The organism is Lentilactobacillus kosonis, assembly GCF_003864335.1.
Lineage (GTDB): Bacteria > Bacillota > Bacilli > Lactobacillales > Lactobacillaceae > Lentilactobacillus > Lentilactobacillus kosonis.
The window spans coordinates 96,254-108,936 of record NZ_BEXA01000004.1 but is presented as its reverse complement, the minus strand read 5'-3'; the positions used below and the strand labels follow the sequence as shown (position 1 = coordinate 108,936).

Below are 12,683 nucleotides of genomic sequence, written 5' to 3'. Positions count from 1 at the left end.
AAGAAGGTGGAAAAATGGCTGAAAATACTGAAGATTTCATTCGCCAGCACGCGTTTGGTAACCCCCAATTAAAACCTGATGAAAAACGAGAATTCCTAGGTAATTTCCGGGAACGAGTTGCGTTAGCATTAACAATTGCGGAGTTGAATAATTCTAAAACGCCTGCCATGGTAACCGACATTCTTCGTGGATATCCAGAGTACCGCATGTATTTAAATGGTAAAATGGCCGATTCAATGATTAACCAATATATGAAGTTAGCAATCGCTGAACACTATCAATTTACTATCCTAGTTCAAAATGGCTTGCGAGTTGATCAAAAGGTCTCGATGAAGGATTTCGGTTTAGTGATCGCTTCACCAACTGATAAAATTCAAAAGCGAGTAACGCTTTAATAATAAAAAAGGATCCATCCTCGTTGAAAAAATGGGGATGAATCCTTTTTTATTATTAAATTAAGCGTTCTTAGAAATAATTACTCGACCATCATGAGATTCTTCAAGAATTTGATGTCCTTTTTGCACACCATCTAAAGTAAATGGTAGAACATAACCAATCTTAATGGATAATTTATTCTGAGCCATTAAGTCAACGATATCTTGGAGAGCTGTAACATCGGAAATTTCACTGGTTGGAGCAATATGTTTAAACGTGACATTTTTAGTGGTTTCTGGTTCATCCATTGCGACACTGGCAATTACACCACCAGATTTGACCATTGCCACATCTTCATCACCACCGGCACCATTCATAGCTGAATTAATGACTACATCAGCCTTGTCTTTTAAGACGTCAGCGGGAGTTTCTTGGTCGTAGGCGACATACTGACTAATTCCTAAAGATTTGACATAATCAGCGTTCTTACTTGAACCAATTCCAATCACATGAGCTCCAAGACCTTCGGCTAGTTGAGCAGCAACGGAACCAACTCCGCCAGATGCGCCTTTAACAATCACGGTTTGACCAGCTTTAACTTGGCCAAAGAAATGCAAGGTCTTATAGGCTGTAATTCCAGTAGTAACAATTGCTGCAGCGTCTTCAAATGAGATGCTATCAGGAATCTTAACAGTATTCGCTTCGCTACTAGTAGCGAACTCTGCGTAAGCGTGGTGTCCATGAGCAACCACACGATCTCCAGGCTGAAACTTAGTCACTTCAGAGCCAACTGATTTTACTATCCCTGCAACATCACGACCGGGCACAATTTGCTTAGTGGTTTCACCAAAGACGCCAGCTCGTTGCGAGCGTTCAAAGTTGTTCAAGCCAAAGGCCTGAGTTTGAATTAAAATATCCGTATTCTTTAAAGTTGGTGTGGGTACGATGTATTCAGTGAATACATCTGGACCACCATTATGATCATATCCAAAAGCTTGCATAGTTAAAATCCCCCTGTCTAATTTACTTAGTAAATTGTATGGTAACAAAATGGTGATTACAAGAATATTGCCTTGATATCGGACCGGATTGTAAAAATAAAATAAGCAATGAAAATCAACTGCGTCAATTTCATTGCTTATTGTTTGTTATGTTTTAGGACTAGTGATTATTTTAGAATATTATTCATCTAGTAAATCTTGTAGCGCAGGTTGATCAAATAAGTTAGCAGTTTTATTGAAACTATCGATAGTCGCTTGATCGAATTGAGTAGGATCAATTGGCATGAAGCTAGTATCGGCAGGATCAACATTCTTGATTTTAGCATCAATTAAAATTGGCTTTGTATTACCTGATTGTTGTAACTCGTTAATTTTGGCGAAGGCGGCTTTTAATGAAGCGAGATCAGTTACTTTAAGGCCAATTGCACCCATGCTATCAGCAAATCCGGCCCAATCAGCACCAATAAAGTTGATCCCATATGGTTCTTGGCTAGCAGCAATCTTTTCGTGTTGAATAAAGCCGAAGGCCTTATTTTCTAGAACCACATTGATAATTGGCATGTCATATTGAACTTGAGTTAATAGATCCTGCATAACCATTGAGAAGCCACCATCACCGGCAATGTTGAATACTTGGCTGTTAGGGAAACTTAATTTCCCAGCAATTGCGGCTGGTAATCCGTAACCCATAGTTCCAAACCAAGATGACATTGTCAGCTTTTGTTGCTTATTGAATGGTAATTGGCGAATCGCCCACATTAAGTTATTACCAACGTCTAAACCAAAGACGGCATCATCAGCTGAATTATCTTTAATCGCCCGAATCACAGCCTCAGGTGTTAGACCATCGCTGTCATCGTCAGCCACTTTATCTAACCAAGCGTCCCAATTGCGTTTGTCGGCTTGTGCAGCTTTTAGAAATGGGGTGGTTGGAATTGCTTCACCAACTTGGTTAAGCGCTTTGAAGAATTGCTTACCGTCAGCCAAAATTGCTAGGTCAACGTCTCGTTGTTTACCTAGGTCAGCTAATGAATTATTGATTTGAACAAATTTAATTCCTTGCGGTAAGAATCTACTAAATGGATAGTTGGTACCAGCCAGAATAATTAAGTCGGCTGCTTGGGTAACTTCAAAAGCAGGCTTGGTTCCCAGACGACCGCGTGAACCCATGAAGTTAGGATGATCAGTTGGAATTACGCCGGTAGCTGGAGCAGTTGTTAAAACCGGTACGCTGAACTTTTCAGAAAAAGCAATGACTTCTGCTTGGGCATCCTTCATTCCTAAACCAGCCCATAGAACCGGGTGCTTAGCGGTTTTAATCATTTCGTAGACATCATTAACAGCCTTTGGATCAATAACTTGCTCTGTCACACCGTTAACAATGTTAGCTGATTTGTATGGAGCAAAATCAATTCCTCGGCGGAAAGGTTATCTGGAATAATTACTACTGCAGGCGCCTTGTGTTGATAAGCATAACGAATGGCTTGATCCATTATGTAAGGAATTTGATCGGCATTAGTAGCTTGCTTGTGAAAATCAGTTAGATCAGCGAACATTGGATCCTGATCCATTTCTTGGAAGAAGTAAGTATTCATGATAGGTGTAGCTGATTGACCAATGATTGCTACTACTGGAGCGTGATCCATTTTGGCATCATATAAACCGTTGAATAAGTGGGTTGCGCCTGGACCAGCAGACCCAAAACTAACGCCAACTTTACCAGTTAGTTTAGCATCAGCAGTGGCCGCAAGAGCACCGACTTCTTCGTGACGAACTTGAATATATTTAATTTGGTCCCGTTCTTGATAGAGGCCATCAACTGTATTATTAATTGAATCGGCTGTAATACCGTAAATATGGTCAATATCCCAGCTTTCCAAAACTTTTGCTAAGGCTTGACCAGCACTCATTTTTGCCATAACGATTCACTCCTAAAAATTGGATTGGCTTACTTTTTGTAAGCACGTATGTAAATGTACTACCTTTACTTTGAAAATGCAAATGTTAATTCACAAAGAACTGAAACTTTTATGAAAACTGTTGATTATAACCGAATATAATTGGTCAATGATTGTGAAATAGAATTAATTTCACAATCTTAAGTTGAAAATATGTTTTCGCTAACCGTTCTATGGTATCTTTATTTCAATAAATGTTGTTTGCTTTCGGATTGATAAGGAGAGTTGTGATGAAATCAGCAGTAGTGATAATTGATATGACCAATGATTTTTTGACCGGTGCCTTGAAAAATGAACGAGCATTAAAAACGATTCAACCAATCAAAGAATTATTGGATAAAGCTCATCAGCAATCAGTTCCAGTAGTATATGTTTCAGACGCGCATTATCCTGATGATCATGAATTAAAAATTTGGGGTAATCATAGTATGAAAGATACGTGGGGCGGCCAAATTACCGACGAGTTGGCACCTCAATCGGAAGATTATACGTTTGAAAAGCACACATATAGTGCTTTTTTGAAACCGGATTAGATTCGCTTCTTCGAGATCTACAAGTTGATAATGTGATTTTAACTGGCGTTGTGACAAATATTTGTATCCAACATTCAGCTGCCGATGCAAGTTTTAGAGGATATGATATTGTGGTCCCTAAAGAAACAACCGAAGCTCTAAGCGATGAAGATTATAGTCACGCACTTGAATACGTGCACCTGATGTATGGGGCCGAAATCAAATCGGTGTCAGAAGTATTAAAACTAAAAAATGTTAGACCAAAAGGGTCTAACCATTTTTCTTAACCACCGGAATAAATAATTTTTCGATACGTCCATCTGATGATAATTGCTCTAGCGAGAAGTTATCGCTAATAGCATAGTGTTTTGACATACCTACTTCACCGTACATTATGCTAATTTGCTGATCAGCGATTTCTCGGTTATCAGTTGTAATTTCAAATTCTGCATAATCACCTTCTGGAACATCAAACGAAATACCACTAGTGTTAGTAGTAGTTCCTAAGATATACAGCGAATCCCCAGCGTCGCTGTAATTGACTGCAAATAGTGCTTGATCAGCGATATCAGCAGTAAAGTTATTTAGGGCAGTGATTTTTCACTGCTAATCACACCAAGAGATGTGTCTACCGGATCAGCTAACCGAGATTGGGTACCAGATATGGTCATGGCAGCCAAATGAATTATTGATAATGACATCTTACTTCTCTTCCTCTGATTAAATTGATAAAAAATGATTAGTTTGCATCCATACGAATGATCACTGGATCAGCGGTTAAAAATTCACCGATGCCAGCTAAAAAATGTTGAAAATGCGGCGTATTATTATGCGAATCAATGGCTTTTTCGTCTTGCCAGTGCTCAATGATTTCGTAATTGACGTCGGAGTCAATAGCTTTGAAGTGATTATAACTGATGTTGCCACTTTCTTGACGAGAATTAGATACCAAGTCATTAATAAAAGCTTCATACTCTGCTTGTTTACCTGGGATAACTGATAATTCAACGTTAATTACTTTCATTTGGAACACTCCTTTAGTTAATTTAATTATTAAGATAATACCGCAATTTAATAGTTTTGGGAAAGGCAACGCCTTTATTTTGAAATATCACGTAAAAATGAACGACTGTAATTAGATTAGTCATGTTAAAATTACCATAGAATGCAAACTGACTAAGGATAGGTGACAAAGATGACATTAGAAATTACTAATTTTCGTTCGTTAGGGGGCCATCCAGCCAAATCCGGAACGGTAAGGGAAGATAAGATTTTTAGAAGTGGACAATTGAATTCCTTGTCTGACCAACAAACTGATTATTTGGCTAATCAATTAAAAATCAAACGAATTGTTGATATGCGAGGAGCCGATGAACGGGATGAATTTCCAGATACCACGTGGTCAAACGTTAACTATCAAGCCATCGATATTTTAAAAGATGCCACTAAAAACAGTGCTAGTCTTAGTAGAATGATCACTAGCGGTGGTAATGTATATGACAATATGATGACGACATATGAGCAGTTGGCTAATAGCAACTCAGCCATTAACGGCTATCATAAGTTTTTAACAGACGTTTCCACCAGCGATGAACCACTGATTTTTCATTGTTTTGCTGGAAAAGATCGTACTGGAGTCGGAGCGGCTTTGATTTTGAAGACACTTGAAGTTAGCGATGATGATATCTTCGCTGATTATTTAAAAACTAATGAGTTAAGAAAAGCTGCCAACCAGGAAATCCTTAATTCAATTAAAGATCAAGCGACTAACGAAGAATTAAAAGCGGTAAATCAGGCTTTACAAGTTAACGCTGACTATTTGGCTCATTTTTTTGAAACAATCACCAAGAAAGCTGGTAGTTTCCAAGATTATCTGCACGCAACCTTACACCTTGATAAAGATTTTGAGAATCGAATGATTAATATGTACGTGAAGTAATTTAAAGCAGTAGTCTGATAAGATATTGGATTGCTGTTTTTTAGTTAATAAAAATCTCTTTTAAAACCATTAATATCATTTTTAATGCAGCCGTTTAATGCTATTATTATAATTATTAAAATTTAGTTAGGAGAATTCACCAATGGGAAAAATTCGAATTAATAATATGAGTTTTCATACCTATAATGGTGTGCATGCAGAAGAAAAAAAGTTAGGCCAACGCTTAGAAATTGATGCTGAGCTAACCTACCCAATCGAAACTAAAGTTAAGACTGATAATTTAACCGAAACAGTCAGTTATTCTGACGTATATAAAGCCATTGAATCCTTCGTATTGAATCATAATTATGACTTGATTGAGAGCTTAGCTAATAACCTACTTCACCAAATTTTGACTGAATTTCCTCGTTTGGAAGCCGTAAAGCTAAGAATTCGAAAGTATAGTGTTCCGATTGCTGGAATTTTTGATAATGTTGAAATTGAAGTGAGTGGCGAGCGAGATGAAAAATAGAGCTTACTTGAGTATTGGGACAAACATGGGTGACCGAGAGCAAAATCTCAAGGATGCATTAGAATTATTGAGGGATGCCAAAATTGCCATTCAAAAAGTCTCCAAAATTTATGAAACTGAACCTGTTGGTGGGGTACCTCAGGATGACTTTCTTAACATCGTCGTTGAAGTTAGCACAGATTTAACTGCTGAAAACTTGTTAAAAGTGATTCATTCAATTGAGAAAGGACTTCATCGAAAACGATTGGTTCATTGGGGTCCACGGACAATCGATTTAGATATTTTGTATTTCAACGATGATCATATTCAAACCGGCGATTTGACAGTTCCTCATCCTGAAATTCCTAACAGGAAGTTTGTATTAGTGCCGTTACTAGAAGTGGTCGAGCCAAACTCACAATTGCACAAAGATGCTCAAAAAATGCTCGATCAAACAACTGATAAAATGAATGTTCAAGTATATAAATCTGGGAGTGAATAGGTTGAACGAAGAAAAAATTGAAGCCGCAATCACGAGTTTATTAGAAGCGGTTGGTGAAGACCCTAATCGAGAGGGATTAGTTGAAACTCCTAAGCGAGTTGCAAAAGCATATGCAGAAATTTTTGCTGGGTTGAATCATCGACCTGAGGAGTTTACAGACTATAAAATTTTTCACGTGGATGAAGATCCAGAAATGATTTTGGTCCAACAAATTCCATTCTATTCAATGTGTGAACATCACTTGCTACCTTTTTTCGGTGTAGCAAATGTGGCTTATGTTCCAAAAGACGGTCAGGTAATTGGAATCAGTAAAATTCCCCGATTAGTTGAATTTGTATCAAAACGACCTGGAATGCAAGAACGAGTCAACACCCAGATTGTCACTGAGCTAGAAGATATTTTACATCCTCAAGGAATCGCAGTCTCACTCTCTGCTCGCCACATGTGTATGGAAATGCGTGGAATTAATAAAGATGGTTTGTCCACCTACACTTCTAAGTTTACGGGAGTGTTTAAAGATAATTTAGATCTAAAGAATGAATTTTTACAACAAACGAGGAATTTGCGTGGCTAAATTAACATATCAGCAGTTAATGGAAGAACTTAATCAACAGATGTTAGCGGCAAACACTGATCGAGTAGCGTTATTGCGAAAAGTGCTGGATAGCATGGGCCATCCTGAGACTAATTATCGAATTATGCATATTGCTGGGACCAACGGAAAGGGTTCCACTGGTACAATGTTGGCCCAAACCTTAACAAATGCTGGCTATCGGGTTGGCCATTTTGATAGTCCAGCTTTAAATGATGCTAGAGAACAAGTCGTGATCAATGGCCAAATGATCAGTAAAACAGAATTTGTCATCACGTATCAAAAAATTGTCCATAAGTTACCAAGCGGCATATCTCCTAGCGCAATTTCAGTGTTCGAGTGGTTTGTGTTGATAATGCTTCAGTACTTTGCTGACAAGCAAGTCGATTGGGCAATTATTGAGGCAGGCTTAGGTGGTCAAAATGACGCAACCAATGTAATCAGTGCGCCATTAATTACAATCTTTACGCACATTGATTATGACCATATGAACATTTTAGGTAACACAATTTCAGAAATTGCGACTAATAAGGCTCAAATCATTAAATCCGGCACAACGGTGTTTGTCGCACCGCATCAGCATAGTGAAGCAATTGAGATTCTTGAGAATACTTCTCAAGAACATCATGGTCTGCAACTAATAACTGCCCATGAATTAACTGCTAACCAAGAAACTTTATTTAATGGGACCTTGGTAGATCTTCAATTGGGAAAGACGGAATTATTAAATGTTCATTTTAATCTGATTGGCGATGCTCAATTGGATAACTTGGCTACAGTGGTGACAATTTATAATTGGTTGGTAAACCATGAAATCGTTTCTGGAGCTGACCCTTTAACCAGAATGATGCGGGATATTACAATTCCAGGTAGATTCCAAATTTTAGACAAACACCCATTAGTAATTCTAGATGGAGCGCACAATGTGGACGGGGCGAACAGGTTAACCGAAACATTGATGAAGCTAACACCACAATCTAAGTTTATTTTTATCTTAGGCTTTTTAAAGGATAAAGAATATCAAAAAATGGCTCAATTATATGATAAATTGGCTTTGCAAGTTATCGCAGTCTCACCTGATAATCATGATCGGGCATTAATGACAGATGACATTAAAGGATTATTCACCAAGCCAACTACTGAAGCTGTCGATGCTAAAGTGGCATTGAGGCAAGCTAAGCAACTGGCAGATGACGATACAGTGATTGTGGTAACAGGATCATTTTACTTAGTGAAGGAATTGGAGAATGGATGGTATGGGAATTCCAAGTAGATTTATAATCGCTTCCAATAATAAGTCCAAGACGGCAGAACTGATCAAATGTTTCAGTTGGTTAGGGCAAACGGCCATTTCATACCAACAACTATTAGGTCGACTTGAATTTCCAACTGAAGGGACGACCAGTTATTTAGACAATGCGACGGGAAAAGCTCAGTTTATCGCTGATCAACTACCCAATGAATGGGTGGTCGGGGATGATTCGGGGATGATTCTAGCTGCTTATCCAGATCAACTAGGAGTTTTGACCGCCAGACAACTAAAGGGTAAATTTGTTACCGCGGATGATTTGAACCATGTGATTATTGATCTTGTTACTGGAAAGTCAAGGAATGTCCAAATGAGGTCATACCTAGTGGCAATTCATGGGGCAACTAAAGTATTGGCTGAAGGTGAATTTGACGGTCAAATTAGCGCTCAACCAGTTGGTACAAATGGCCGTGGATTTGATCAAATTCTTCAACCAGAAGGTTATTTTCAAACTTTAGCTCAACTAACAGATGAAGAAAAGATGCCATTATTGCACCGAACCAAAGCGATTGAGAACCTGTTGCAACAACTAAGGAGTGAGGATAATGCAAATTAGTGAACAACCAATTACCACGGAAAATTTATTTGCGAATGATATCTTAGCCGATGTTGAATTACGTGAGCAAAATTTGTTTTTAAAAATTATCGCCAATGATTCAGAACAATTAGCTCTGGCTCAACAATTAATTGAGCAAATGGATCTCATTCACCAGGTGAGCCAAAATGAATTATTGTTTAAAATTAAAGTCACCAGTCTTAGGACACTCAGTGATCAGCTGCAGAAAAGATTTCCTGATGATGAAATTAATCAACAATTAACACAGATTATCGCTGAGCATACGATTTATTGGCAGGCAGGGAGATATCGCTTTAATCTATCTGAAAAACCATTGATTTATGGTATTTTAAACATTACTCCTGATTCATTTTATGATGGCGGCCGTTATCAAGATGAGGAATCAATTCGCAATCGAATTAGCTCGATGATCAATAGTGGAGTTGATGTGATTGAAGTTGGCGGTCAAACTACCAGACCAGGTTTTAGTGAGATATCTCCAGCTGAAGAACTAGCAAGAATTGTGCCAGTTATCAGGATGATTAAATCGGTAAGTGATGACATTGTAATTGCAGTGGATACTTATAAATACGATGTAATGCATGAAATCATTGACCAAGTTGATATTATTAATGATGTGAATGCTTTTACGGATGACCAGCGCAAGTTGGCTTTATTGAAAGATTCTAACGTCGGATTATTAACGATGCACAGTGCCCGAACCAAAGATTATGATAATCTCACATTTGAGATGAAACGGTTCTTTGAGGACAATTTAGCCGATCTGATGGATGCTGGCATTGACCGTGAACGGATTGCTTTGGATCAAGGAATTGGTTATGCAAAGGTCGCGGATGGTTATCAAGACTACGCGATGATGAGAAATATTGATCAATTCAACTATTTGAACCGGCCAATGATGGTGGCCATTTCTCGTAAAGGATTTGGGTCCAAACTATTTGGTTTAGACAAAGATGATCGTCTACCAGTCACTTTAATTGCTGAATCATACATGTATCTGCATGGTGGTCGGATTCTTAGAGTCCATGACATTGACGAAACGGTGCAACTTGCAAGGATGTTGGATGTCATTGAGAATGGTTATTGGTTTAATGACTAATTAAAAAGCTATCAACCCCAATTGGGGTTGGTAGCTTTTTTAGTTAATAGATTAAAACTTCGGCAACCAGTAGACCGCCACCGAAGATCAAAACAAAGGCGACCACCGGCCAAACAAAGCGCAGCCAATGTGAGTAACGCATATTCAGCATTTGTAATGTTGCCATAACTAATCCAGTTGGAGCAAGGAACAGCATTGCATATTGTCCAAACTGGTAAGCAGTAACTACGGCGAATCGAGGGATATTTACCGTATCCGCAAGCGGTGCCATGATTGGCATCGAAAGCACAGCCAATCCAGAAGACGATGGTACGATAAATCCAAGGAAGAAGAAAATAATCAACATCACTAGGATGAATACGGACCCGCTCATTTTAGATACCAAATTGGATGAATAATTTAGAATCGTGTCCGAAATCATCCCCTCGTTTAAAACGATATTGATTCCACGAGCTAATCCAATAATTAGAGATACTCCAACTAGACTAGATGCCCCGTTAACAAAGGCATCCACCACACCCTTTTCACCAATTCCATGAGCACCAGTAGCAGTAATAATCATAATAATAATTGCAAAAGTTAGAAATGATGAAGCCATGGTTGGGAACCACCAGCCCTGAGTCATAACACCCCAAACCATGATGGGGAATGTAATGACAAAAAGAACTAGAATTAATTTTTTACGAATCGTAAAGCTGTTATTATTTTTGGGACTACCTGAACTAACTGACCACATCTTGTTAAATTCCTTGTGATCATCATAAGAATAAGAAAATGCTGGATCTGCTTTGACTTTTTTACTATACCAATAGAGGTAGGCGATGACGAAAACCGCTGCGACAGCACAACCAAAAATTCTAAAGCCAAGTCCTTGAGTGAAGTCGATTCCGGCTGAGTTCGAAGCGATTACGACTGAGAACGGATTAATTGTTGAAAAACACGTTCCAACCGAACTGGCTAAGAAAATCGCTCCTACAGAAACAATTGAATCATATCCCATTGCAATAAATACTGGGACCAAGATTGGATAAAAGGCCACGGCTTCTTCTTCAATTCCGCAAAGCGTTCCACCAAGAACCATTAAAATAGCAACAAAGAAAATCAATAAAAATTCATGGCCTTTGGTTCGCTTCGTCAGAGCCATCAGTCCTGATTCGAAGGCACCACTGGCTTTGACAACGCCAATTAATCCTCCTAAAACCAAGATGAATACCATGATATCAACCGCTTCAATGGTCCCCCGAACCATATCATTGGTAATTGCCCCAGGACCAGCAGGATGCTGTTTCAATCTTTGGTATGTATTTGGAATTGAAACTGCCTGATTAATACCGCCCGAAGTAAATTGCTTAATATCAATCTTTACTCCAAGTTTGTCTAATTCTTTTTGGGTCGCTGGAACATGTTCGACCTTTCCAGAGGGCTCAGTTATTTGTAACTGTGAATTGCTGTACGCTAATTTGGAATAACTACCGGCAGGAATGACCCAGGTGGCAGCCACTGCAACAATGGTTAGAATGAATAAAATCACAAATGCTCCTGGCATTCGTAGCTTGAAGTGCCGCTTTTTTTCATGTAAAACTCCCCCTAAAACTTAAATAGTGTTTGTGAGATTACGCTCAATTCAAGTGTACAATTTTGAGCGCTTCCAGACAAGATAATATTGTAAACGTTTTCAATAATGATGAAAATCGACATTGTAAATGATAAATATTTAACAGGTTGATTTCATTGGTAGACGCTGTAAAATTGAATGGGTAGGAGGAGAAGACTTTGAAAAGAAATATTATTAAATTGGCGCTATTATCGCTCAGTTCACTGGCATTCATTAGCTACTCTGGGATGAACGAGGTTAAAGCAGCTGCTACCCAAACCACGGCTCCAACTTGGATGCAACCATCTCAAAAGATCGCTTATCCTAAGTGGTCGAAGATGAGTAATCCATGGGTTTATGTTAGTACCAAGAACCAGAAGGTGTATATTCACGGTAATAACAAGGTGATGTACACGATGTACTGTTCAACCGGAACCAAGTCATCACCAACCCCTAAGGGGACATATCACATTCAACGCGAACGTGGCTTGTCGTTCTACAATCCTTTTTCAAAAGAAGGAGCTAACTACTGGGTGTCATGGAAAGACCATGGCGTTTACTTATTCCATTCAGTACCAGTAGATCGAAATGGTAATTACATACCATCTGAAGCTAAATTTCTTGGTAAGAAGCCACATTCTCATGGTTGCATTCGTCTATCAGTTGCGGATGCCAAGTGGATGTATCAAACTATTCCTTATGGCACTAAAATCGTTATTAAATAAAAAGTAACTT

At 38.6% G+C, this 12,683-nt stretch carries 13 protein-coding genes and 2 pseudogenes; 10 read left to right on the top strand and 5 right to left on the bottom strand.

Going from position 1 to position 12,683, the window contains the following annotated elements; all coding sequences use genetic code 11:
- Positions 1-14: 14 nt before the first annotated feature.
- Positions 15-395 (top strand): DUF1694 domain-containing protein, encoded by a 381-nt coding sequence (locus tag NBRC111893_RS08095; protein WP_125008654.1) that lies wholly within the window; start codon positions 15-17, stop codon positions 393-395.
- 60 nt (positions 396-455) lie between these two features.
- On the opposite strand, the gene NBRC111893_RS08090 is transcribed toward NBRC111893_RS08095, so the two are convergent.
- Together NBRC111893_RS08090 and NBRC111893_RS08085 are read right to left on the bottom strand one after the other, a co-directional pair.
- Complete coding sequence (locus tag NBRC111893_RS08090; protein ID WP_125008653.1) at positions 456-1,376, bottom strand: NADP-dependent oxidoreductase; 921 nt, start codon at positions 1,374-1,376, stop codon at positions 456-458.
- Positions 1,377-1,556: 180 nt separating this feature from the next.
- Positions 1,557-3,295 (bottom strand): annotated as a pseudogene (locus NBRC111893_RS08085) (thiamine pyrophosphate-dependent enzyme).
- Positions 3,296-3,528: 233 nt separating this feature from the next.
- Here NBRC111893_RS08085 and NBRC111893_RS12190 point away from each other — a divergent pair.
- Positions 3,529-4,133: pseudogene (locus tag NBRC111893_RS12190) on the top strand (cysteine hydrolase family protein).
- Here NBRC111893_RS12190 and NBRC111893_RS11880 read toward each other — a convergent pair.
- The gene (locus NBRC111893_RS11880; protein ID WP_261341440.1) at positions 4,117-4,239 is read right to left on the bottom strand and encodes a hypothetical protein; all 123 of its coding nucleotides are present in this window, start codon (positions 4,237-4,239) and stop codon (positions 4,117-4,119) included. The pseudogene NBRC111893_RS12190 and the gene NBRC111893_RS11880 sit on opposite strands and share 17 nt — an antisense overlap.
- Before the next feature lie 346 nt (positions 4,240-4,585).
- Positions 4,586-4,870, bottom strand: coding sequence for a putative quinol monooxygenase (locus tag NBRC111893_RS08075; RefSeq protein WP_125008652.1), 285 nt, complete (start codon positions 4,868-4,870; stop codon positions 4,586-4,588).
- Positions 4,871-5,041: 171 nt separating this feature from the next.
- Here NBRC111893_RS08075 and NBRC111893_RS08070 point away from each other — a divergent pair, with 171 nt between their 5' ends.
- From NBRC111893_RS08070 to folP, 7 genes are all read left to right on the top strand, one after another.
- On the top strand, positions 5,042-5,785 hold the full coding sequence (locus NBRC111893_RS08070; protein ID WP_125008651.1) for a tyrosine-protein phosphatase: 744 nt from the start codon (positions 5,042-5,044) through the stop codon (positions 5,783-5,785).
- A gap of 142 nt (positions 5,786-5,927) precedes the next feature.
- Positions 5,928-6,296, top strand: coding sequence for a dihydroneopterin aldolase (gene folB / locus NBRC111893_RS08065; RefSeq protein ID WP_125008650.1), 369 nt, complete (start codon positions 5,928-5,930; stop codon positions 6,294-6,296).
- Complete coding sequence (folK, locus tag NBRC111893_RS08060; RefSeq protein ID WP_125008649.1) at positions 6,286-6,777, top strand: 2-amino-4-hydroxy-6-hydroxymethyldihydropteridine diphosphokinase; 492 nt, start codon at positions 6,286-6,288, stop codon at positions 6,775-6,777. Before folB ends, folK begins: the two co-directional genes overlap by 11 nt.
- A 1-nt stretch (position 6,778) precedes the next feature.
- Positions 6,779-7,351: a GTP cyclohydrolase I FolE gene (gene folE, locus NBRC111893_RS08055; RefSeq protein ID WP_125008648.1), complete on the top strand. Its 573-nt coding sequence runs from the start codon at positions 6,779-6,781 to the stop codon at positions 7,349-7,351.
- Positions 7,344-8,642 (top strand): bifunctional folylpolyglutamate synthase/dihydrofolate synthase, encoded by a 1,299-nt coding sequence (locus NBRC111893_RS08050; RefSeq protein WP_125008647.1) that lies wholly within the window; start codon positions 7,344-7,346, stop codon positions 8,640-8,642. Before folE ends, NBRC111893_RS08050 begins: the two co-directional genes overlap by 8 nt.
- Entirely contained in the window at positions 8,626-9,234 is a 609-nt protein-coding gene (locus NBRC111893_RS08045; protein WP_125008646.1) for a non-canonical purine NTP pyrophosphatase, read from the top strand. Before NBRC111893_RS08050 ends, NBRC111893_RS08045 begins: the two co-directional genes overlap by 17 nt.
- Complete coding sequence (gene folP / locus NBRC111893_RS08040; protein ID WP_125008645.1) at positions 9,224-10,354, top strand: dihydropteroate synthase; 1,131 nt, start codon at positions 9,224-9,226, stop codon at positions 10,352-10,354. The genes NBRC111893_RS08045 and folP overlap by 11 nt, the downstream gene beginning before the upstream one ends.
- 43 nt (positions 10,355-10,397) lie before the next feature.
- Here folP and NBRC111893_RS08035 read toward each other — a convergent pair whose 3' ends face one another.
- Positions 10,398-11,900, bottom strand: a complete 1,503-nt coding sequence (locus NBRC111893_RS08035; protein WP_125008644.1) for a YfcC family protein — start codon at positions 11,898-11,900, stop codon at positions 10,398-10,400.
- 296 nt (positions 11,901-12,196) lie between these two features.
- Between NBRC111893_RS08035 and NBRC111893_RS08030 the strand changes: the two genes are divergently transcribed.
- On the top strand, positions 12,197-12,673 hold the full coding sequence (locus NBRC111893_RS08030; protein ID WP_125008672.1) for a L,D-transpeptidase: 477 nt from the start codon (positions 12,197-12,199) through the stop codon (positions 12,671-12,673).
- Positions 12,674-12,683: the final 10 nt, after the last annotated feature.

What these genes read in the sequence shown, in the direction of transcription:
- NBRC111893_RS08070 (WP_125008651.1), top strand. Translation starts at nt 5,042, where the DNA reads ATGACATTAGAAATTACTAATTTTCGTTCGTTAGGGGGCCATCCAGCC.
- folK (WP_125008649.1), top strand. Translation starts at nt 6,286, where the DNA reads ATGAAAAATAGAGCTTACTTGAGTATTGGGACAAACATGGGTGACCGA.
- NBRC111893_RS08090 (WP_125008653.1), bottom strand. Translation starts at nt 1,376, where the DNA reads ATGCAAGCTTTTGGATATGATCATAATGGTGGTCCAGATGTATTCACT.
- folP (WP_125008645.1), top strand. Translation starts at nt 9,224, where the DNA reads ATGCAAATTAGTGAACAACCAATTACCACGGAAAATTTATTTGCGAAT.
- NBRC111893_RS08035 (WP_125008644.1), bottom strand. Translation starts at nt 11,900, where the DNA reads ATGCCAGGAGCATTTGTGATTTTATTCATTCTAACCATTGTTGCAGTG.
- folB (WP_125008650.1), top strand. Translation starts at nt 5,928, where the DNA reads ATGGGAAAAATTCGAATTAATAATATGAGTTTTCATACCTATAATGGT.
- NBRC111893_RS08075 (WP_125008652.1), bottom strand. Translation starts at nt 4,870, where the DNA reads ATGAAAGTAATTAACGTTGAATTATCAGTTATCCCAGGTAAACAAGCA.
- NBRC111893_RS08030 (WP_125008672.1), top strand. Translation starts at nt 12,197, where the DNA reads ATGAACGAGGTTAAAGCAGCTGCTACCCAAACCACGGCTCCAACTTGG.
- NBRC111893_RS08045 (WP_125008646.1), top strand. Translation starts at nt 8,626, where the DNA reads ATGGGAATTCCAAGTAGATTTATAATCGCTTCCAATAATAAGTCCAAG.
- NBRC111893_RS11880 (WP_261341440.1), bottom strand. Translation starts at nt 4,239, where the DNA reads ATGTACGGTGAAGTAGGTATGTCAAAACACTATGCTATTAGCGATAAC.
- NBRC111893_RS08095 (WP_125008654.1), top strand. Translation starts at nt 15, where the DNA reads ATGGCTGAAAATACTGAAGATTTCATTCGCCAGCACGCGTTTGGTAAC.